The sequence below is a fragment of the Nocardia sp. NPDC046473 genome (genome assembly GCF_040645995.1).
GTDB lineage: Bacteria > Actinomycetota > Actinomycetes > Mycobacteriales > Mycobacteriaceae > Nocardia.
On the sequence record NZ_JBEYZJ010000004.1, the window covers coordinates 340,361 to 366,554 of the forward strand.

The 26,194-nt window shown below is 63.8% G+C and carries 1 protein-coding gene (only partly in view); it reads left to right on the forward strand.

This entire window lies inside a single protein-coding gene on the forward strand: locus tag ABZ942_RS15940, encoding a C2 family cysteine protease. The 62,007-nt coding sequence extends 19,895 nt beyond the window's left edge and 15,918 nt beyond its right edge, so the window shows coding positions 19,896-46,089 — codons 6,632 (partial) to 15,363 (complete); the first complete codon in view begins at position 2. Both the start codon and the stop codon lie outside the window.

Here is a 26,194-nt window from a genome sequence, read left to right on the forward strand (position 1 = left end):
GGCGGTGCCGGCTCAGCAACCGGCGCCAGTACCACGGCAGGGCCCCGCGCCACACCGGCCGTCGGAGTGGGTATCGGTAGCCGCGCAGCGGGATCCGCTGTTCACCACACTGGCCAAGGTTTTCAACCTCCCCGACGCGATGGCGGTGCGCACCGAGTTCGCCGATCAGCTGCAGCGGAATGTCCGGACATACGGGGGAACCTTTATTTCCGAGCAGTTGGCGGCCTCCGGGACCAACGAAGTTGCCCGGCAGCAGCGATTCGACACGTGGGTGGCCGGGCAACCGGATCCGGCCGCTCAGCGGTGGTGGCAGGCGGAACAGGCCGGACGGGATCGTTACAAAAATTGGTTCTCGCAGCAGAGTATGCACAGGTTGGAACAGGCTGTCCAGAATCTGCGGAATCCATCGATCGACTTCGGTCGCCGTACCGCTCCCAACAACGACCTGACAATTCAGGAATTGCTGACCTTGGCGCGCGATATTTATCGCACGAATCTCGTTGTGGAATATGTGGTCGGGCCGCCGACTCGTTCAACGGGCCAACCGAAATGGCCGACCATATACTTGCAGTGGTCCGCTGAGGAGGGATACGCGATAGGGGTGAACACGGACGGTTCACTGTTCGCCTATAGGCCGCCGCTCGAGCCGTCCACGGGGTCGGATATCGACACGATACCGATGGAAAATGTTCCGCCCCCGTACGATCGGGTACTTGCATCTCAGCAGATTCCACTGCTGGGCGGTGCGGCGTTCCAGGCACAATATATCGGGGAGAGGCGGCCGATTCGAGCACGGCATGTGGCCCTGCCGGGCAGAAGGAAGAAGTGGGGCCTTTCGCGCAAGAGCAGGGTGGTCGATCGCAGGAGTTCACTACTCTACCCGAACACGGTCAATATACAAATTCATTATATGTCCCTGGAAGAACGCGAACAGCACCGGATATTCGTCGGTCCAGACGGCCGACTGTATCGAGCACGCGACGGCCAACTGTTTCATGCACCGGAGGGTGCGAAGTTCGTGGCGGATGAATTCGGCAACTGGTACGCGGGCAGGTCGCATCTGGTGCAATATCATTCGTCATTCCTTGCCGCGAATACGGTCACCGCCGCCGGTTACATCGTAGTCGAAAACGGAGTACTGACCGTGATGACCGACCACAGCGGGCATTACAAACCCGAGCCGAGGATCAACGACTACTTCCTCGACTGGCAGCGCCGCCGAGGTCTCGTTCTCAGCCTCAACTTCGAGAGAAGGGCAGATGGCTCCGCGACCGGCCGCGGCCTCGACGGTGCCGTGCGAGAGCGGATCGGCGAACTCGACCGGCAGACCGCGGAGACCGAACGCCAGATGCTGGCGTTGAGCACCTGGTCCTCGGTGTTGCAGAGGCGGGCGAGCCGAGGCCAGCATTCTCCGGCGGTCCAGCACAGGATCGACATCGAGCGCCGAAATCTGAGACTCCGGGCCATCGAGCTTTCCGCGTGGGTGCGGCAGTTGGCGGCCAGGGACTTCAGGAAGGTTCGCCCTTCGCTACAGCTCGATTTGTGGGCGCATCCAGAGCCCGAGTCGGAGAGTGACCGGATCGTGCCGCCGAGCATCCCGGCCGGGCTCGGCAAGACCGGCCCGGCGATGGGCGTGCTTCAGCAGACCCAGCAGGCGGCGGCCTGGTGGATCACACACGGGCAGGGGTGGTGGAACGCGCTGGACTTCGCCGCTCTGTCGGCTGATTACCAACACCGCCTGGTGATCGACTACCCCGGCCTGCGTACTTCCGACGGTATCCCGGCCCAGGTCAGGGACATGCTCAACCGGAGCTATGTCCGATCCGAATTGACCAGACTGAATGGTGAGCTGGAACTTTCAGAGCTCGAGCAGCGGCGGCGAAGTAATCTCGACGCCCTATTGATCGCCCTGTACGAGGCGGAACTCGACGCGATGCTGGTCGCCGCCGAACAATCCATCACCGCCCCACCGATTCATCTGCTCGAGGCCGATCCCGACGCGTTCGACGGACACGGTGCGGCAGTGATCAGCTTCGGAGATATCGATGCTGCCGCGGCGGTGTCCTGGCACGTACCCGGACTCGAAACCGCAGTCACCTCGATGACCAGCGACCTGGCCCGCGGCATGGAGCAGTACGCCGCGGCCACCCGCCGCAACCCCGATCAAGCCGCCGCGGTGGTCATCTGGGCCGACTATCACAACCCGGCGCAATCGGACGGGCGCTCGCGCGAAGACGGCGCACCGCACGACGCGAGCGTCCAGCGACTGCGCAATGCGCTGTCCGCGTTCAGGGAAGCCCGCCGAGCTCAGTCCGCAGTCGGGGAGGCCCGCCGTTTCTTCGACCGAACCGGTCCCACGGGGGTGCCGAGCCCCGATCTCGCCGTCACCGGTGACGGATACGGCAACCGCATCGCCCGCGACGCCACCACCGCACCGGTTACCGACGGCAGCTCGTCACGGCCCACCAGCACACTGCCCCTCAGAGGTGGCGCGACCCGGCGCACCACCAGACTCTCCGTCCGCCCACACATCAACAACATTCACCCGCCCGGCGGCGGACTCTGGCAATCACAACCAGGCGACGGCAACTGCATGTTCCACGCCATCGCCCGCGTAGTCGGCATGAACGACCCCGACGCGCACCTGGACCTCCGCGCCCGCGCCGTCGAAACCGCCTACCTCAACCGCGCCAACACCCTCAACGGCTTCATGCCCCCCAACCCACCCACACACTTCATGCCCGGGTACTCACCCGCCGACCGCACCAAGACCTACGCCCGACTCCGCAACGCAGTCTTCAGCGACCAACTCGAAAACCTCCTCCTCGACACCCAATACACCGACCCCGCAGCAGAATTCCTCCTCCCCGCCCTAGCACACACCCTCGAACTCAACCTCGACATCCACCACCCCGACGGCACCACCCACCACCTCCACCACGGTGCCCCCGGCACCCCCACCCACCCACTATTCCGCGACAACATCGGCGGCGGGCACTACCACATCGCCATCCACCCCAACGGCCAGCCGCTCACCACCAAAACCACCAAACATCGCACCGCCCAATCCACCAACCCACTCCGCGGCGGCGCCGAACCACAACCCACCCTCGACCTCGTACCCCTGGAAAGCGGTGTTTCGGGCCCGCCGCAGTCGTCCGCATACAACGCCGACCGGGCACAGACATCCATCGCACAGGCAGGAGGAGCCTGGCCCACGGCTCCACCAGCGCCAGGCACCAGGCGGATCCAGGTGTTCGACGAGCCCGCAATACTGCTCGCCGACCCCACTCTCGCACTCACCTTGACCCCCGGCCGCACCGACGGCTACCCCATCGGCACCGAGATCTACCTCAACAGCGAACACGAAACCATCCAACTAACCGTCACCCCCAACCACGGCCTACTCCCCCAAGGCCACGACCACCGCGCCCCAGGCCCAGCCACCCCAGGCGATCCCATCTACGGCGACACCGCCCTAGCCCTGGTCACCTCCTACATCAACACCCGCACCCACACCGCCGTCATCCGCCACCCCGCACCCCCAACACCCGACACCTCCGGACCCACCACCCACACCTCCGTCACCGAACTTACCGACACCACCATCGAGAAATACACCAACCAACCCCACCACCCCACCCTCTCCACCGGCACCCGAATCACACTGCCCGACAACACAACCGCCACCATCACCGGCACAATCCGACTCGACACCCCCACCGGACCAAAAACCCTCACCAGCCCCCAATTCCTCGACCACCTCAAAAAACTGCCTACCCCCGAAATCACCATCCACGCACCCACCCCCACCGACTGGAGCGCCGTACACCGCTCACCCATCACCACACTCGCCCGCACACTCGGCATAAACGACACCCACGAGCAACAACAACTGCACCACCGCATCGCCGACCACCTGCAAAACAACCGCAACCACTACATCCAACTCGTCACCAACGACACAATCGACGCCGCCCTGACCCAAGAAAACCAAGCCCAACTCCAATTCCTCACCAACTCCACGCGCCACACCGAAACCGGAATCCAACAAGAAAACATCCGCGCCGCCGCAATCCGCGACCACCTCACCGCACTACGCAACACAGCACTCGACACCGAAATCACCGCAATCCGCAACGGCCACACCACCGCCAACCGCTCCACCGCCCACCCCAGCATGCCCTTCGCACTCCACCCCGCCACCGACCACACCGCGACAAACATCCAATTCACCCACCCCGGCAACACCCGACAATCCCTCACCCCCAACCCCGCCCCCGGTCAACCGATCCACTACCTCCAAAAACACCCCAACAACCACACCTACCGACACGGCATCGATTTCAAAGATCTGCCCTACACCACAACAATCATCGGCCCCCGCATCACCCCCCTGCAGAAAGCAATCCTCGAACACCGCGCGGCAGGCTGGGAAACAACACAAGACATCAATGATCGCCTCAAACAAGTCACCGCGTACCGTGACATGACAACGAAGAAAATAAAGGATGCGACGAGCTCCAGTAAAGGCGGGATGTATGGAAGGTTCGGAGTTTCCGACCGCCAGTCGGCCCTGAACGAGGCCCTCCGGTGGCGTCTACTCGGCGAAACCCACCACACTTCCCGCACCACCGTCGCCGACCTCCACCACCAAATCCATCGCAACACCCTGCCCGCCAACACTCGAATTCACCTCGGGGGCGCGATCGCCACCATTCGGGCCCACGGCATAATCGAATTTCACACCACACCTATGCATGTGCCCCAATTCCTGGACCGCCTCAACAAAGACTTCGCCCCTGACGCCGAAATCACCATCCACGCGCCCACCCCCGCCCACTGGAGCGCCGGACACCACTCACCCATCACCGCCATCGCTCACATACTCCACATCAAAAACACCGACGAACAACAGCAACTACGCAACCGCATCGCCGACCACCTCGAGCAAAACCGCCAAAGCTACGTCCGCCTCATCACCAACGACCGCATCGAGGCCGCGGCTCTCACCGACCTCGCGTCACGCGGCGAAGCGGACGAAGCGCTCGCCAACGAAGCACTCGACCAAGAAATCGCCGCAATCCGCCAAGGCGGCACCACCAACAACCGCTCCACCACCCACCCAGGCCTGCCCTTCGCCTTCCACCCCGCCACCGACCACACCAAAACAAACATCGACGTCCACCACGGCACCAACCGAACCACCCTCACCGCCAACCCCACCCCCGGCCAGCAAATCCACCACCTCCAACAACACCCCGACAACCACACCTACCGACACGGCACCTACTCCACCGGCATCCCCTACAGCACAAGAATCCCCGGCCCCGAACTCACCCCCCGCCAGATAGCGATCTTCGAACAAAAGGCCGCGGGCTGGGAAAAGAGCGAAGACATCGCCGCCCGGCTCCTACCAGAATTTCCTGGAATTAACGCGCAGAAAGTAAATAACGCCATGAATGCCGGCGACGGCGAGGGCGCTTACAGCAGGCTCGGGGTCGAACCCAATTTTGCTATGTCCGAAGTAATTCGATGGCAGCTGATCGACAAAACCGCCGTCGACAAAGCCCGCCGCGAGTTGCTGAAGTTCGAAAACGACATCATCGCCGCACACCCGCTGCCTGCGCTACCCGACGCTGCCGTCCAGCTGGATAAAAAATACCGGATCATACTCGAGAGTCTCCAGGCGGGCCACATCGGTAACGACGATATAGTCCGTTACCACCGCGACCGCGGAATACCCGTCACGCTGAGCAGAGCGATGAGAAACAGAGAATATCTCATCAGAGACAAATTGGGCATCAGGGCCATTCCTGGTCAGCCGGCGGGAGCCACGGTCAGAAGGGGGGTGATGCAAGCCGACAGGATGATCGACGCGGGTTTGCTCCACGACGAGAACGGCAACCGGATCGCAAGGGTTGCACGCCGACAGCCATCCACCGACGGCAGCAGTGCACACGCCGACACCAGTCACCAGGCATCAGCCGGACCGAGCACCGCCCACCAGGCACCGGACCTGGCCAGCACACCACTCGCACGACCATCCCCGGTGGTGACTCACGACAGCGGCCAGCAGCACAGCCCTGCCGGCCCCACGGCCGCGCGCGGGTCCGACCTCGGCGAATCTCCCGACGCGATGGAAATAGACGGCGCCGATATCTACCTGAACGTCCTCCACCACATCATCAAGAAATACAACAACACACAAATTGTCGAACGCCTCGGCATCACCTACCAGGCACTCGAAACGATACTGCTCACAGCAGCCTACGACCTCAACCTCCCCTATAACCCCGACCCCTTCTCCCAGGGCACCGAGATCGCCGACAAAGCCAAGCAGGCAGATAAACTCGACCAGAATATCATCGACACAATCCCGGACCCACCACCATTCCAAACCTCCCCGATCGAACTGGACGATCTACCGTTCGACATACTCCATTACGTTGCCGCAGGCTATACCCAGCCCGAGGAAATCGGCCGTCACCGGCGATCGCTCGGCCAAACAACTGGTGATTCAGGGCACGAAGTCAGGAGAGCGCTGCCCAACATGTGCGATAAGCTCGGAATCGACAAAAAACTCGATCTGGACGAGCATCTCGCGGCCATTCTCGCCATCGCCCACGACAGAGACATGCTCGATCAGAGCGCCATCGACAGACTCGCCGGAGGTGCACCAAGGGCGCCGCTGGAAATGCAGAGCCAGGTCCTCCAGCGCCTCGCCGCGGGCATCACCCGACGTACGGATATCTTCGATAGCATCAAGGCCATTCGTCCGCGCACTTCGCTGAACTCAGTATCAGCCACGAAGTCCAATCTGCTAAAGCAATTCGGCGCAAACAACGGGCCCCTGGCCGGCCGGGAAATGAGAGCGATCGCCGAAGCGAACAGGCAGGCTCGCCAAGGTAAGCTCCACAGAGACACAGTCACCGCACTCGTCGTACGGATACCCGGCCAGAATGAATGTGCGCCGCGTACCTTGCGACGATTGCGTGCGCGTCATCCCAATGCGGGTGTCGGCTTTTTGGTAGATCCGGTCATAGGCCTCCGCGGCGTGTCGGAGGAGGATTTCCGGAGAGTGATTCCCGGACTGTTCCAGCGGTTCCGAGATCACGATAAAATCGAGGAAGAGCTCATTCTCCTCGGTTCGGGTTCGACGGCGTTGATCGTGGATGAGGTCCAGACCCACGGCACTGCCATCGACGGTATCGCGGTAGGTGCGCACACGTATCTATTGACGAATGACGATGGCGTTGTATGGGTCGATGAAGAGATGGTCGGTGCCGATGGCGAGTGGGTCAGTTATCGTTACGAGTATCAGTCGGGTCTATTGCCGGATTTGCAAGACGTTCCCGCTGTTCTCTTCTCGCCGGAAGATGCTGTGATCGTCCCGCCGCCGGGCCAGGAGTTGTCGGGTCGTCTGGTGCGCAGCGGCGGCACTATCGGGTTGACCTCGCCACTTCGCGGCGGCGCCGAAACACCGACCGGACCGCAGAGCTCCACCGCACTGATACCCGAACAGCGGACCGTCCTCCAGCACATCATCAAAGGACATACGAACCAGCAAATAGTCGAATACCTCGGAATCACGTACCAAGCGCTCGAAACCATCCTCATCACCGCTGCGCACGACCTCCGACTCGAGCCAGCGCCCAACCCGTTCATGCAACGCGCCGAAATCGCCATGACGGCTGACCGAACCGGCCAACTCGACCACAGTGCCATCCACAACCTTCCCGATGACCTGCCATCCAGTCCACGACCAACGAGGGGTCTGAGCGGTCTAGAAGGTGACGTGCTCCAATACCGCGGCGCGGGCTACACCTCGAACAAATCCATTTTCGACCACTGCGCAAATGGCGAAACAATTGCCGATATCACTCTGGAAACGGTGAACAGCGCAGCGCGAAGAATGAACACGAAGCTCGGAACAACTCGACTCGGAAACAACCCGGGCGAGAAATCTGCGAAGACATTGGCCATCGGCGACGACCGGAACCTGCTCCGCCCTGACATCATCAATTCACTTGCACAAAGCGCGCCCAGGCCGGAGTTATCCCAGGAGAACAAGGTTTTCCAGTGTCTCGTCGAAGGCACCGTCGACACCGCGGATATCTTCCTACGGCTGGACTCCACCGTACCCACTGGTTCAATAGATATTCATAGGTCGAACCTGTTCATACATATCGAGAGTCTCCGTGTGTCCGCCGAGCCTCTTCCCAACGGTAGGAATACGACGGCCGCCAGGGCTGCGCGAGCCAGGAGAGCAGTGGCCGATGCCCAGATACTCGTCAGGCAGGGAAGACTCGGCAAGGACCTCTTCACCGCACTCGTCACACCGCTACCCGAACGACCGGCTCAGGCAGCGAGCGACGCCCCCACCCAATCAACCAACCCATTCCGTGACGACGCCGAATCTCCGACTACCCCCGAACCCGACACCACACTGACCGTCGGCGAACCAGGCAACTCTCAACACATCCACGAGCCGGCCCTGGATACCGACGACTTGATGGTCGATCTGCCACCGGGTCCGCATTGGGATCCGGCAGACGGGCACATCCAGAACTTCGAGGACGACGCCCGTGAACTCGCTCCCGGCCACAGCAATATTCCGGGCCCCGATATCACCACGATTTTCGTCGAACTTCCCACCTCCAGCACGCTCGCCGGGCCGACTTACCCCGACGGCCGATCCGTCGCCACCCGATTCACCGAGCCGTTGCGCGATGCCACCGAATCCCATGCCCACCCGATCTCACAACCCGAATCCCCAATCACATTGGAATCCATGCAGCAAGAGGTCCTGCACCTCGTCATCCGAGGCTACAAAAACCAGCAGATCGCCACCCATTTCAACATTAGTTACCAAGCACTCGAAACGATTCTGATCACCGCAGCGCACGACCTCGGTTTCACCCTCACCCTCACCCTGCTAGCCAACCCCTTCGCCCACAGCGCCGATATCGCGAACAAAGCCAACGAACAGGGAAAACTCGACCAGAACACCATCCCCAGAGGTCCGATCAGCCCGCCGATTGTTCAGTCTCACACGATCACAGGGGGATCCCTGGAGTATGAAGTACTTCAGTATCTCGCCGCTGGTTATAGCGTAGCCGCAGACATCGGCAACCATCGCATGCTGACCAACAAAACTGGTTTCAGGAGCACGCTGACTGCCCAGCGGGAGGTGAACCAAGCGCTGAACAGGATATACACAGAATTCGGGATTGATGCACACGCGCTGAGCGTTACCCAAAGACTGAAACGTGCCCGTGCGGCGATCTTGGCTATCGCCTATGACCTGTACCTGATCGACGATCGCGACGTCTCAGCACTTCCGAATGCGGCGCCTGGCCCGAAGTGGAGCCTGGACAACAAGATTCTCCGATGCCTTGCCAACGGCAAAACGAAATCTTCGGATGTCCACAGCCAACTCGTGCGTGAAGGAGTTTCTATCACTCAGACCTCGGTAGAATCGATGAAACCGAGGCTGTTGGAGCGCATCAAGAAGGTGAGCGCGAACCCCGCGGCTTTTGTAGGGCCATTTAACGAGCGGGAAAGGCGGGCGGTAGCCGAAGCTAATCGGATCGTCAGGCGGGGTAAACTCGGTAAGGATGATTTCCTTGCGCTTATCACACCACTACCCGAACACCCGGCCTCGGTAACCGCCGACGGCACCGGCGTATACCAGCGTCCTACCGGCCCGGCGTCCGCTGATCCACACCGCGACGCCTTACCTGATAATGGGTGTATTCCGGTGACTCTTGCTGCGATCAAGTATGGTCATGGTGGCCATAGGGGTAATGGGAGCCGGCACATCACGGTCCCGCCGCCCGCCGCACTTCGGGGGATGTCGCGTCTGGGGGTCGAGTTCAGTGCGGGCGCACCGTTACATGATTACGGTGCCGACGCCGACATTGCCCACGGCATCATTGCCGAGCAGATCCGTAGCTTTGGGCCCGGCGCCAGAGCTCTTGTCGCGCACACCTATACCAGTCCTAACATCGACCCGGAAACCGGTATCGGTGGACATGGCTTGCTCGCCATTGTCGATGCCGATCCTGAGCTCACCATCACTTGGGTGGATCTGATAACCGGCGAGGCGCATCCGTTCCTGCCTGCTGCCCGGCGTGAGCTCGCCACTGTCAGCGCTGTCTGCTATGCGCCCGACGGTGAAATCATTCCGCCGCCGGGCCACACGGTCCATGCCTTCGACAGACCCCGCGATCTGCTCGGCGAACTCGCCCAGGAGGTGGCTATCGCCGAGGAGACCGGCCGCGGATTTCCGTCCTACCTGCCGGGCACCCGCATTTTTATCGCCGATGTCAACGGTCGGCTGGAGCTCGCCGTCACCGGCCCCAACCAGTTCACTCTCCGATACCGCTATTACCACGACCTCGATACCCCGCACGACTTTCCAGCTGCCCCCGGCACCGCCATCCCTGCTTTCCTCCGTAAATACATCGGTAACCAGGACCGCACCTTCACCGTGACAACCGTCCACCTCCCGGCGCAGGCCGCACCGCTCGCCCCCGACACCGGACCGCGTTTCGCACTCGGCCCCGACGACAACAGCAACGGCATGTCACCCGAGACGAATATTCCGTCGATCGTCGTCACGCCGCCTGCGGAGGCCGCTGCCAACGATGTCACCCTGTTGCACGGGTCGGACGTCCCACTCGACGGTTGGGAAGACGATGCGCTGCGCCACCTGTTCACTGAGCCTGATTTGCCCGCGGATAAGTCCGCCGCGCCGGTGTCCGATCCGGGAGACGAGCTTTATTTCGGGGAGTATTTGACCGAAGTGATGGGCGGTGGCCGTTTCGATGAATCCGGGCGGACGGCTTCGGTCTTCGACGGCCCGGAAGACTTTGTACTGTCCGGACTGTTCGGCGAGACCCGGCACGCGCCGGTATTCGAGCCGAGGGTGGGCGAAACCTATTTCGGCGTGCTGCGCGATACGGTGGAAGCCGGGGAGGTCACGTTCCTTGGCGGTCTGAGTCCGGCGCTCCGGAATATCGGTACCCGGCGCGAGGGGCTCCAGGACCTGATCCACTATCTGCCGGTTCCGTATAACCAGGTGGAGATGCTGCGGGACCACGTCGTCAGAATGATCGCGGAGGACCGAGGCTCGGACCCGAAGTTCGAGGCAGCCGTCCTGCCCGCGCTGGAGACAGCTGTCAAGAAATTCACCCAGCTGATGAGCGAGTCGGGAGTGCCGTTGAGCGCGCCGCACCAGGGCAACCCTTATCCGGCGTTCATACGTCTTTCACCACGCGTCCTGCGCCGGTCGCCGAATCAGATGGCGCCGGTCGGTGATGGTCCTCCGGTGGGCAATCAGCGATATGACTCCGGTGCCACCGAACACGGTAACAAGCACAGCACCGCCAACCTGCGCTCCGGCGCGTATTCCTACGCTCATGGTTGGCCTGTCCGGCTCGGCTTTCTCCGGCGGGTGGGGCTGACCGGGCAGCTCTCCGCACATTTACACGAGTTGTCCACCAACATGACCGTCGATACGACGCTGCAGGTAATTACGAAGCTGCGCAGTCTGGGGCCGTCCGAGCTCTACGACCTGGTCGGGGTGTGGCAGATCGGCCTCGGTCACGGGTGGCACGACGTGTTCCGGGTGCGGACAGACGGCTGGGTGACGGTCCACGACGCCGCGCCGTTGCAAGCCTATTTCCCGCTGTACATGACCAGGAGTGGTGAACTGCCCGCGATCGATCCGGGCGATGCCACCACGATTCCCGCGCCGATCGAACGGCTGCAGCGCGAATTCCCGCTGCACGGCATCCTAGGCGTTCCGCACATCGATCAGCTCCGCGCTGATACGTACGCCTCGTTCGAGTCTTATTTCGACGATATGGACGACGATTCCCGCGATGCGCTGTTGAAATTCTTCGAGGAGGAAAACCTCTGCGACCAGTTCCCCAAGATGTGGGGCGATTCGACCCCGGACCCCGACGCCCAGGATCCAGGTTTCGGGTTGTCTTCACCGATCCTGCATAAAAACTCCGGTGCACCGATCGGGTATCTGCATGTCGCCGTCGAGGCGAACGGTAGTACTGAGATCGCCGGCCCGACCGTGAAGCAGAGCCGAATCGAGTCCTATTTGGTACGGCAGGTCGGCCTGCACGGTAGTTCGAAGATCACCGAGATGATCGGTGGCTCCCTGGCATTGACCTTCGAATTGGGCCCCGACGTGATCGCCCACGGCACCGGCCACCCACCCTCGGGCGGCCGAATCACATTCCGGGGCGGGGCATCTCGTAAGTTCAGTCATGGTCTGAGCTACCAGAACGACGCGCAGAAGCAGCATTCACTGCGTCATGCGGGAAATAACTTCCACAATGTGATGACGAGGTTTACTTTCCACGTCACGCTGGTGCGTCCGTTCGGTCCCCCGGTCAGGCCCGCTGTCGGAACTCCGTTGCACGGCGGGAACGATTATTCGGTCCAGATGCTGGTGCCGTCGCTGGCCGACCTCGGTCACGCTCCCGATCTCACCAAGACTTTGTACCTGCCATCGAATATTCTGCATTTGCGGCAGTACGGAATGAATACGACACCGCTGGGTGTCCAGATGGACGAGGATTTGATCAAGCAGGCGCGCGAGCGCTTGGCCGATCGCGGCTTCATCCCGTCCGAGCACCGCACCGCGGGCCTGCTGGATTGGCTTTCCCACAATGCCACCGTGAAACAGCTGCTCGAGAATCGTCGAAAGTTCGACGCTATGTTCGGCCCGACGGGCCTGAAGTCGGCTCAGCCGGGGGCGATCGAAGGCGGTGTCCTCGAATGGTTCACGCTGAAGACCTCGACCGGGGTCCGGCGCTTCGGGATCGAGTTCGTCACCGAACGGCGTTATCTCTCGGATAACCCGAACGACGGCGTTTCTCGCGACTTGACCTACGACGAAGCCCAGACGTATAACGTGACCAGTTCCGCGCTATCGGGTGGCGAAGAATTCTCGGCGGCGTCGCCGTGGGAGAATTATCACGGTGGCGTCAATGTCGCGGTGAATACGCCGATCGTGGGCGTCACCGGAGTCTATGACCATTCCCGCAAGAACGAGCGGGTCTGGGGTTCCGGCTCAGGTTTCGGCGAGCAGAAGTTCACCCTCAGCTCGGCCGGGCTCGAATCCGTCACTCTGTCCGCTGTCCACAAGGTGCGGTTCATCGAACAAGGCCACCCCGACGAGACGATCACCACGAACGGTAGCGTCCGCGTGGCCATCCCCACCGACGACATGCTGTCCGAACCGTCTACCGCCGCGCCGCACCCGTCGGCCACGATCCGCGAGCCAACCGCATCGGACACTCGGCGGCTCGCGCTGCCGTCCGGCGGCCGCACCCTGCAAGACGGGGTCCTCAGAATTCCCGACGGCGCCGTGGTGAAGCATTTCATCGTCAGCAAGGAACTCCGCAAAGCCGCCGTCGGCGCCATCAGCGATCTGCGCAACTACTACCTGAACTACGTGCGGACAGCCTCCGCTGCCGCCCTCAGCGACCTCCGCGACCGTCTCCGGCAGGCCGACGGGCTTGCCCAGCCGCTGCCGGGTGCCTACCCTGCCGATCCGATGGATGAGCAACTGCCGCCGGAACCGTTGGTGGAGGCGGAGATCCAGGTTCGCAGCTCAGTGCCGCAGGACGTCCAGGAGCAGCAGCCACAGCCTGCACAGCCGCAGGAAGACGAGCCGCAGCCGGAGCAGGCCGAGACCCACACGCAGCAGGAGCAGCAGGGTATTGCCCTGGACACCCGGACCAATCCTTCGATGCCCGGCGCGTTTCCGGCCGATCACCTCGAAAGCGAGCCTGTTCGGTCGGTGGACTGGCCGGCGGTGGGGCAGGCTCTGCTCGGCAAGGCGGAGTGGGTCGTCGATGTGGGCACCGGTGTCGGACGGTGGGTTTGGCGGCACGCCGTCGGCGAGCCCGCAACGGATCCGTGGTCGAAGGTCGCCGAGGCCACCCATGCCGCCTTCTCACCGGAACAGATGCTGGCCAATGCGCTGCCGATCTTGCAGGACAGTCTGACGGGCGCGGGCCTCTTTTCCGACGGTGTCCTGGCCGGAACCAGTTACAAGTGGAGGCTGCGGGCTGTGCTGATCAATCCCAGGTATATGGGGCGGCGTAAGAAGAACTTGGAACACTGGGCCAAGCGCGAAAGCAAATTCCAGCGCTCGCAAGGCCGCCAACGCGGCAACCGCTTCGGCATCACCCCGGCCAGCCGGCCCGGCGAATCCGCCGACGGCGGACTCGTGCTGGCCGGCAGCTATCAGTACGGCTGGACCGCCGAAGACCACATCACCGCCGCTGACAGCACTTACTCCAGCAGGGTCCGCAACTCCAACGAACTCGTGCATCAGTGGGGTGGCGACCTGTTGTTGGTGCTCGAGTTCGAGTCAGGTACGCGCAATCCCCTCGTCAATTTGCTGCCCGGTGGGCCCCGCACCGTTACTCGCGTCATCCCGGTACCCGAGGGGGTGGAGTTCTTCCTCGACGACCACGACTTGCAGGACATCCCCGAACTGACCGCGATCGTGCACGCGAACAGCGACTACCGAATCCCCCGCGCGCCTGCGCCCGACCGGACGCTACCCCTCAGGTTCCTGGAGACCGGTGGCCATCTCGGTTACGGTGCCGTCGTCAAGGCCACCATCAGGCCCGATGACGACACCTCCAGCAGCCGCGATGTCCTCCAAAACCTCGTGATGAAGCTCGTCACGCAACTAGCGCCGGGCGCCACCGGAATCGCTTCGAGCAATTACCTCCCCTTCCTCGAGTCTGTGATGAACGCGCTCGGCACCACTTTCGGCCTGCGCACCTTCGTCTACGATGGGCCCGACAGTCGCATCACCTTCGGCTTCATCAGCCGCGATTGGCCGCATTCGGTCACCCCGTCCTTGGTCACGTTCACGCTCCGCGCTCACCTCGATCCCGATGTCGACCTCGGCGCCGTGCGCGGCCGAGAGGTCACCCACCCTTCCGCCCTGGACACCATGCTCGGCTCCACCGGCGCCGACAGCAACGCCCTGCCCATCACGGGTGCCACCGCAATCGGTAAGAAGCGAGTCAAGAGCCACCAGGCAGCCTTCAGTCCCAGCATGAACAACGAGGTGAAGCTCGCGTTCAGCTTCACCGGCGAGCAACAAGCCATCCAGGGCAACGAGCAAACCGCCGACACCGGTATCGCGTCGTGGACGCAGAGTAGCGGGTTACTTGCCCAGTTCCCGGTGTCGTACCGGATAGAAGTCGAGGTCAGCCGGCGTCTGCTGACCGCGGACCTGAAGAAGACCATGCTCTCCATAGGCGCCGATATCCAGGCATTCTTCGAACGAGGGAACGGGATCCTCCAGGTGAACGAAGCCGAACTCCCGCCGCCGTCCAATACCGTGCGCGGCTCGGTGGGGCTCGACACCCTGCTCTGGTTCCATAGCTCGGAAACCGGAAACGGTGCCATCACACCTCGCATCCCGCCCAGCATCTACAGTTCCGATCCCACCGTGCCCCGCCTGGCCGCCCCGCCGGGCACCATCGCCGTCGAGATGGAGATCCCGGCCGAGCTGCGTGCCCTGGTCACCACCGCGCCCTGGCTACCGACCAACGAGATTTCACTCAGCTACTTCTCGGGCGCACGCCAAATCGCCCAGGCGCTCCGGCAAGTCGACCCGTCCCTGCGCCGCACCGATCCCACTCGCAGCACCGGTCAGCAAACCTATTCCTCGGTAGGCGTGTTCAACCTGCTGAAGCAGTTGGCCGCCTCGAATCGGCTCATCCAGCTCGGGCCCGCGGCCACCCAGGCGTTTCTCGGCATCTCAGGCCTGAGCGAGCAAGCGCCGCGCCCCCAGGAGCACGCCGATGGCCAGTCGGTCACCGGTACCTACGTGAAGTTCACTATTTATGCGCCGCGCATCGACTCGACCAGCCGAGATATCGCCGTGCATCAGAAGAGAACCAGGAAGACGGGCGAAAAGAGCACGGCCGGACACGGATTCGGCTTCCGCCCGACTGTCGGCCTCACCAACGCTTTCACGGCGGACTCCACCAACCAGGGCAACCCGTCCAATGTGCCGGTGGGCGGCTACCTCGACGTTGTGGAGCAGGTCAGCGATACGGTCCGACAGGACGACGATCTCCTCCGCCAAGGTACGACCGCCGAGACGGCCACCGGCGAAGGACGGGACAGCCACTTCTTCGTCGGCGTCGGAGTCGCCGAAATCGTCGGTCCGAACGGCAGGCTCTGGGTTCCCGGCACGGTCCGCGGGAGCACCACCGACCTGCTGGAGGCGCACGCTCCTGGCGAGCAGATCGGCCCGCCGCGGCCGCCGGCGCTACCCGCGCCTGCGGTGTTGCCCGGCCCGCCGCGCCGGCCCACCTATGGAATGGGTCGGATGGGCTCCGTTGTGACACTGCCGCATGCGCGGCGGCCGGTCAGCGTGGACGGTTCGAGCACGAAAACTGCTGCGGCAGTGCCGGTTCGCGACTTGCCGTCGTTGGAAGACGCCGTCCCGCTGGAGGGGTTCAGCGCACTCGACAATCAGCCGGATGCCGAGGCGCTACCACAGCATTCGGAGCCTTCCACCGTACTTCGAGCCGATCCGCCTGGTACTACGGATTCACCGGACCTCGGTACGCCTCCAGCCGGGGCCGAAACTTTCGTTCCCGCCCCGGAACTCGCGCATCAGCTGACACAGATCACCGAGGTCGACACGCACTCCGATTCCCCGCATGCTGTCGCACTGGAGAACTCGGCGGAACAGGGCGCTGTCGACGATTCCGACAACGTCGCACAGGTTGAGCAATGGCGACAAAGCATGCTAGAGGCCGAACAGCTGGGCGAGATATCGCCCAACGAGACTGCACACCAACGCGATACCGGGGACGCACCCCGAGCCCCGCCGGCAGGCGTCGTCCGCCCCTCCTCCCCTACGGGCACCGACCGGTTCACCGACATCGTCTGGTCCCCGTCGCGGTCCGAACAGGAATCTGTCGACAGCGCCGAAACCGAGGACCTGGGACCACTTTCGACGTCGCCGCGGGCACAGGCACAGATCGACGCCGCGGCGCGTGCGCGCCGCGCCGAGCGGCGGTCCGACCGGTTCAACCCGCTCGATCGCCGACGGGTTGTCCGCACGACCGCCGAACCTCCGGACGACCTGCCCCCATCCCGCTCCGACGGATCGGTCAGGCGCACCGGTTCGGACCACTCCGCGCGACCGCCCCTGTACGACCCCGAGCAGATCGGTACCGGTCACTCCTCACCGACCGGACCGAGGGCTCGCCGCCGTCTGGCGAGCATCATCCGGTCCGCAATGCATATCGATGACGACGAGTTAGCTCACGGCACCGACGCCGCGGTTCGCGACTACGGAGACGAGTCGAGCCACGACGCCTACGACCGCGAGTCGATGTACACCGACGACAGGTCGCTGTACAGCATCCCCGAGGAGGAACCGACTCGGCAGATCGGGCAAACACAGGTCGACTCCGAGCCGTACCGGCAACATGGCAATGCGCCGCAGCGCGTTCGGGAGGCCGAAACCTCCACGCAGGCCCCGCTTATCCGGACCTTCGCCATCGATATTCCGCGCCGGCGCAGTTCCGTACAGCCGGAGGAGCGGGACAATCGTTTCAGGGAAAACTGGTTCCCCCTCAGGAGCTTCCACGATTGGGCCGACGGATCCCTGCTGCATTCCGCACTGCCTGCTATGTACGAACTGTTCGGACCGAACTGGAAACCGAGGCAATCGCGGCCGACAGAACTGCCGACTATCGAGGAAGAATCGAGCGGTGTTTCCCGGTCCGGGGGCACACCGGATTCCGGTACGCGCGAGCAGGACAGCGAAACATCGCAGGCGGATGCGCATTTGGGTCCGTTCGAGATGAGCCGTCCATCCGAGATGGTGGCCGAGATGAATCCGCAGCTCGGGCATTTCGAGGACGTCGCCGACCTCGTCTACGACGCACCCGGCACCGAACCCGCGGCGCGCGACGACCACATCAGTGACACCCCGCACGTTGGCGACCGTCGCCAGACCACCGACAGCACAACAGCATCCACGACCGGACGCCGGGACTCCCGCACCCAGGGAACCGACGGCAGCACGCCCGCCCGCACCGCAGGAACCGATGGCGACATCCAGCCGGTCGGCGATGGCCGCCAGTCCCGTGACCTCACAACAACAGTCGCAACCGACGGCCGGAGCATCTACTTCGGAGCCGACGGCGAACGCCATTTCCCAACCCTCGGCCCCCCGCGTGCGCAACCCGCACGCCGCTCCCGCACGCTGCAACGACTGCGCGGCTTCGTCTCCGGTGTCCGCGGCGAAAGCGACTCGGGGCAGGCGCCGGTACCTGCGGCGCAGCACCTCTCCGCACCCGGGCACACCTCGCACCGTCTCGCCCCATCCGCCTTCCAGCGGATCCTGCACCACATAACCAGCAGCACAACAACTCCCACGATGCCCGCGCACGGTGACGGCACCGCCGCGCATACGACTCGCACCGATCGACCGAGTGACGCCACACCAGGTCTCTACGACTGCTTCCACCGCGCGGTGACCGACATCCAGCGCAATACCGGCAGCACCGCGATCCGGTCGCAGTACCGGTCCTGGACCGACATGCTGCTCAGCCGCTGGCGCCAACCTCTGCCAGGTAGCTCGCGGCGAACAGCCGAAAAACGCGCTGGCGGCAAATTCCGCAAACACACCGACGAGCACAGCATCGCCAAACAGCTGGAACTGCTGGGCCCTGGGTCGGAGGCCCTGGTCGTCAGCGTGCACACTGAGGTCAACGCGAACGGAATCGGCGCACACGCCTACCGGATGGTCAACGACCGCGGCGTCATCGTCGTCCACGACATGGACACCCGCGACCCCAACGCTCCGAAACGCATACGCCGATCCCCCGGGCAGTCCGCCCCCGAGTCGGCCGGTTTCTTTGCTATTCACTACACCGCGACCGGTGAATTGAGCCCGCTACGCCTGCACGGCCGAGGACTCCCCCGTTTCCCACGCAACATCCGCATCGGTGCGCAGGCCGACTCGATGCCTACACGCCTCGGCGGCGGCTACCCGCGCACTCGAACGAACGAACGCGCCGATAACGCGATACGCCCGTTCGAGCCCGAAGGTGACGACACTTACCCCGGCAAGCACCTCCTCGAAACCATTCAGGAAAAGACCAGCCAATTCGAACGAGCAGGCACCGAACGCTTCCCTCGCACCCAATACGACCGCCCCAATCTCCGACCACCCACACGCGCCGAACATCGCCAACGCCTCAATGGACTCACCCCCGCGCAGAAGGCCGCCCTGTTCCCGCCGATCCCGCTCCCGGTCGAAGCCGTTGACTTCACATTTCCCGATGGCAGGCAGGCTCTCACCCTCGTCGACGACCGTGGCGAAGTTGTCCGGCTACCGGCCGTCGGACAGCGAATCGCGAGCTTGATCACCCCGAAATCCGGTCGTCCCTTCTATGACATCGTGCAGCCGGACGGACAACACCTCCACATTCCCGAGAAAATGGTGAAGGATTTCGACTACCAGCCCGCTGTCGGCCACTCCTACGGCACCCTGACCTGGGACGTGGACGGCGAAATCCGCATTCTCGGCCGCAGCCTCTTCAACCGCCAGGAGGAAGTCTTCACAACGGCGTACGAAGACGATGTAGTCCTCCTGCGCCATTCAGGATCGTCGCGGTTGATCAAAACTCCCGGTAAGGCCGGCTGGCTCGTCGCCAACGTCCCTTACAGTGTGCTGCCCGAACTACCCAGACTGGCCGGCCGGCCGGGCGCGAAACTGTACGGTCCGACCGGGCGAGCACAACCCGAAGACGTGCGACAAGCCGAATACGGCAATTGCGCCTTGCTGGCTCCGCTCAAGGCGATGGCGCACCATGAGCCGCGGCTGATCGAGGAAATGCTGTGCGACAACGAAGACGGCACTGTCTACGTTCGCCTCCGGGTCGGCAAAACCATCGAATGGGTACTCGTCACGACGGACATCCATGTCACGCCCGAAACCAATGATGGGCACTACATAGGTCACAAACCCGGACAACCGCTGTGGCCGGCCATGATCGTCAAAGCCGTCGCACAACGGCTCGGCAAGGCTGACGGCTACCTCGGAAGCGAAGACGCGGAAATAGACGAGATGGACATCTTCCGTCTCCTGGACGTGGGCTTCTATCATCCCGACAACGGAATACTGACACAGCCGTCCCGAGTCATTCAGGACATCACCTTCCTGCACCCAGCCCACCTCGACGTCGACACACTCCAGAGACTCATCGGCGGCGACCCCGATTTCAGTTACGCAGTCGCCGGCAAGTTCAACGACCCCCGGCAACAAATCCAAGACCTGCGCGACGCCAGGTGGAACGAGATATTCGCCGCCCATCCCGACAACCCCGACGCCGATCCTGACGCTCGCGCCGCCACCGACGACGCCCCCAGGGCCGCGTGGGACCAATTCAAGCGCACCGAGGACCTCCTTTCACCCGCAGGCTTCGGTAAGTATCTCGATGAGCAGTTCCCTGGGCAGTGGCAAAAAGAGAAGGACACCCTCCTGAGCTACTTCCAAGTGATGTACGCCGGGCGGGCCGAGGAGCGGATCGTCCCCTCTCGCTACCAATTCGTCGCCGAGTGGATCGCCGAACGCATCGACTGGTCGCTGCGACGTGGCACCACGGTCACGCTGGGGACGTACCAGTTCCAAAGGCGGGTGCGGGGTTTGGTCAGCGGCCACGCGTATGCGGTCCTAGAGGTCGAACGCGACAGCACCGGCAAGCCGGTCAAACTCGTACTCGAAAATCCACACAACGATAACGGTGACTATCGCACCCCTGAGCCGGGTATCGAATACGACTTCGTGCCCGGCCGCGGCGGCATCATCAAGGTACGTCTCGAGCACTTGCCGAAATTCAACAAAATCGCCATGGGCGGCCCCGGCGCACATGCCTTGTACGGTCCCGAAACCCCTGCCCCCGAAACTCCTGCTTCCGAAACCCCCACCACCACAACCACCGGTCACCACGCACGACCAGCCCGACCCATCGGCACTGACGAACCTGGCCACCCGAGCGTGCTCGACAACCACGACCCACGACTGGCGAATCTGCTGCGGCAGGAAGGAATCCTGCCCGAATCGACGGTGCCGACCGTGACGCACGTCGATCGGTTGCTGACCGATTTCGATGCCGGCGCGGTGAATCCGTTGCACCGTGCCTTGCTGCTCGATGTGCTCGACGATCTCGAGGCGAAGGACCGGGCGCTCACGGTCGACGGGGTCCGGGCCGGGTATCGGCAGTTCCTGACCCGCACCGCCGCGACTCTCGGCGATCGGACGGTGACGGTAGGTGAGCTGCCCGCCGAATTCGATCGGCTCACCGGCTCCGGGGCCGTGCTTGCGGCCCGGTTACTCATCGCGGGTGCCGGGCGCGCCGGTCTAGCCCGGGTGAGCGAACAGCTGGCCGCGGATCTACTGCCGAAACTGCGTGCCGCCGACGCGGCGCTGGTGCACGAGATACCCCGTGCGATGAACTTCACCTGGTTCGGTGGCGAACTCAGTGCGACGGCATTGGCCAATGTCAAGGCGTGGGTGAAATCGGCGGGGAATTCGAAGTGGGCCTTCACGTTCTGGACCCAGGACGGCTACGACAAAGTGCGCGCGCAGCTGGAGCAGGACCCGGAAATCCGGGCGGCGGTGGCCGCGGGCAAGTTCGTGGTCCGTGCTGATCTGCGCGAACTGGTCGCCGAGGTGGGCAGCAGGGAATTGGCTGCCATTTACGACTTCAGCTTGCAGACTGGGGCTTTCAATCTGGCCTCCGATATCGGCCGGTATGCGGTGCTGGTGTCGCGGGGTGGGGTGTACGCGGACGTGGACCTGGCCCCCGGTGTGGTGCGACTGGCCGACCTCGAGCCGATGTTCCTGCACGAGGACGACGTTCCGGTGTTCGCCCCGTTGGTTCGTGACCGAGAGGAGCTCGAGCAGGAGGAGTTCGAGGGCTTGGGCTTCGAGGAGCGGTTGCGGCGCCTGGTCGAGCGCCGATACCGCAGGGGGATACTGAACAACAACTTCATTGTGGCGCCGCTCAATTCCCGGTATCTGGCGGATCTGATGACGGCGATCCCGGGGCGTTTCGTCGGTAAATACCAGGCTGCCGACCGTGCCGTGGTCCAGGCCGACCGCGCGGAGCTCGAGCAGATGGTGAGCGAGCTGGCCGAGGGCGAGCCGGCAGACACCGTGTTGAAGCGGGAGTACCGGCGCTTGTTGGAGTCGCTGCAGATCAACGGTATCGAGGCGATCCCGGCCGCGATGGCGCGCCTGCATGGGCTGGCGACGCTGCGTGGGGTGCGGCCGCCGCAGCTGGCCAGGGCTGCTCTCAGTATCAGTGGTCCGGTGCTGATGCAGCCCGACCCCGGCGGGGAGCCCGTGCACGGCTCGATCGCGAGCTACGCCCGCCAGGTGTTCGGGCTGGCATCGCTGGCCGACGAAAACCACACCGCCGCAATGAATCCGGCGATTCTGGCGGCCTTCACACCGCTGGACTGGCTGACCGAGGAGAGCGAGGCGCAGCTCGACGGCCCGAGCATATTCATTATCCCGGGGTGGGCTCCGAGGCCGGTGCTGGTGACCGCTGCTCCCACGTCGGCGACTGCCGCGGTGGCGCCCGCACTCACCCACGATCAGCGTCGGGAGGCGGCGCGGCTGCTGTTCACCGGCGAGTTCACCGGCCCGCTGGACATGGCACGGCAGCTGGGCCGCGCCGGGGTCGTCAACCTGGGTGATGTGTTGTCGGCGATCGACGATCCGGTAGCGCAAGTGGCGGGCGCGGCGTTGACCCAGATCCTGCGGGCCGCCGATCCGGAGCAGGCGTTCACCGAATTGCGTGCACTGCACTGGGCCCCGAACCAGGCGCAGCTGCAGGCGCTGGGCGCGGCCGGACTGGAGCCGGCCATGATCGAGCCGACCGGCGACAGCCTGTTTGAGGCGTTCGTCATCGCCTCGGGCAGCGCGAAGGATCTCCTGACGGTCCGCGCCGAGGCCGTCGATCACATCGCGGCGAACCGGGCGGAGTTCTTCGCGCTGTACCACCCGCCGGGCGTCGCTGAGCAGGATCGGGCGGCGCGGTTCGAGGAGGAACTGCAGCAGTTGCGCAAGTCAGGGGTGTACCAGAACGACCTGGCCGAGCTGTTGCCGCGGGCGATCATGGAATCTCAGCACACGACGATCGCGATCCTCGACGACCGGCGGCCCACGCCGATCGGTGATCCGGTGACCGCGAGCGCGGTGCTGGTGCGCGTCGATTACGGGGGCGGCCACTATCACGCGGGCATCCGGCCAATAGCCGCCCAACCCAGCCCGCAGAACACCGAGCTTGTGCAGCAGGCGCCGGCCACCGCCCGGCGGTCCGGCCCCACGGCGTGGCAGCCCATGGGCGAGGTCGCGAATCCGCTGTTCGCCACCCTGGCCCGGATGTTCGACGCCGAGTCCGCGCAGTCGATGCGGACGATGCTGGCCGCCGAACTCGAACAGCACCTCGACCACTATCGACAGACGATGCTTTCCGAACGCGCGCAAGCACAATGGGCTACCGAACGAATGCAACGGCAGCGGTTCGACATCCGCGCCGCCGCCGATCCCGAATTCGCCGCGGCAAACCAGGCCGCGGAAACCCAACGCCGGGAAACCTTCGACCAGAATTTCCGGGAGCAGTCCGAGGTCCGGCTGCGTCACGCGATCGCCGATCTGAAGGATCTGAGGCGCGATTTCGAGCGCAATCCCCTCCTGAGCACCGACCTGACCCACCGGGAACTACTTATGCTCGCGAGCCACCGGTTCGATGCCGACATCGTGCTGGAACACCCCGCCGGGGCGCCGACCCGAACCGGGGAAGGCAACCCGCAGACCCGCCACATCCGCCGCACCGCGCCCGGCCGCTACGAGATCGCGCGCAACGTCGGCGTCCTCAACCTGGCCCGCACCGCCTCCGGCAATTCCGGCATCCGGATCGACCACCTGCCCGCCGGGTCGGTAACCATCACCCACGAACAACTCGAAAACGGTATCCCCGACGCACACCTGCACACCGTGCCCGGCCACGACACCATCGCCGCCACCCTGCGCGGACCCGGCCCCGCCACCCACGCCATCGTCGTCGACAACTACACCACCGCCGACGACCACCGCTTCGACGCACGCGCTTACCTGATCACCAACAACAACAAAGCCCTCGACGACCACGAACGTCCCGACGGGCTCACCGTCCAGGATCCCGGGCTCGACGAGGAACACCCCTACCCCCCGCGGCGGCAACGAGACATATCCAGCACTGCGGTCATCTACCTCGATGAGCGCGGCCACTTGGTCGCACCCCCGGCGCAACACCACACCCCCACCGCCGCACCCCGCGACCAGCAACGCATCGGCTCCGCCGCACCAGCCCCGCACACCGCGCCCCAACTCGAGTTCGAACCGGTGGGCCGCGAGACCTACTTCGGGCACGATCTGGCGGAAGCCTTCGGATCCACCGCCGGTTACGCGGTCAACAAACCACGCACCCGTCTCGACATGCCCCCGAAGAAGGGGTGGGCACCCGGACAAGGATACGAACCGCCGCGACTGCAGGACCACGAACGGCTGGAACGACTCTCACCCGCGGACAAGCAGCGACTGCTCCCGCCACCGGGCGTCCCTATGCATTTCAACCAAGACCGTGACACCAAGACCCTCAAACTCGTCGACCGTGACGGCACGGTACACACACTCCGCGAGAGCGCCCTGCGCCCCATCGACAACTCGTTCACCGTGCGCGCGCGAGTGGTCCGCGACCGGCAGGGCATCGCCTACTACCAGTTCCGCGAGAACAAGCAACGAATACCCGTCGCCCTCGCCGACGCCACCGGCTGCAGCTACGTTCCGCCCACTGGCCTGCACCGCCACGGCGAGCTGAGAATGCGTGTCGATGACAGCGAGACGCGATTCCTCGGCGTCGATGACCAGGGTCGCCCGGCGACGTTCGTCGTGGGCCGGGGGACCTTCGTGGCCGCAGAACGGGTGGACCGAGACTCCGCCTGGATCCTCACACATCCGGGCCACCCAGAGGACCGGGTCACCGTCACGGTATCCGCGCGGGTCTTCGCCAACTCGCTCAGACTCGCCCCCCGGCACCACGACCCCCTGTTCGGACCAGGCGGAGCCAAGCCCGAGGACGTCGGTCAGGGCGAGGCAGGCGACTGCATCCTGCTCTCTTACCTCAGGGCTCGAGTCATCGACGACCCGAGCATCCTCGACCAGTACATCGACGACCACGGGGACGGCACCGCCAGTGTCCTTTTCACTATCGACGGAAAACCCGAATGGGTGCGCGTAGAGAAGAGCGTCTACCTCACACCTGGCACGGAAAAGGCACACTTCGCCTTCCACGAACCTGGGCTTGCCCTGTGGGTCGCTATTATCGAGAAGGCCTACGCTGTCCGGCTCACCAATGGGGCGGGGTACCACAGCTTCGCGGAGGAGTACACCAAATCCCCGAAAAAGGGTGGTGCCGTCGCATTGGTCGGCAACCGCATCGATAAGGGCTTCTTCCAGAAGAGCGCGCAGGCAATTCAGCAACCTACCCGCGCGGTCGGCGATACCAACTTCCTGCATCCGTTGCAACTCGACGCTGATACGCTCCACGACACGGTGCTCGGCACACTGCGTGAGCAGGGGCGCGCCGATATTCCGGCGGACTGGCAGCCCGATCCGGAATTCGCCGTCGACGTCGCCGATAGCTACGAGTACTTCTACCGCTGGCAGCAAGATAAAGAGGCCGAATTCAAGCAGGACTCAGCGAGGTCCACCGTCGACGAATTCGACGCCCTCCATCAGTATCTGAACGAAGAATTCCCGCAGAAATGGCATCGCGAAAAACAAGCCATCATCGACTACTACCGGCGGGTCGCCACGGGACGCGATGCGAGCAGGTCATTGCCGGAGATCTACCGGGTCGTCGGCGAGTCCATCGCCCATCGCATCGCCTTGGCCAGGGACCGCCACACGCTGGTTACTCTGTCGACTCACCCGCTCAGGCACCCCGAATGGGGTCGTTCCGACTCCACCGTGCCCGGCCTGATGGGCCTGCACGCGTACACCGTCATCGGAGTCGAATACGACGACACAACCGGCAAGCCCGTGCGGCTT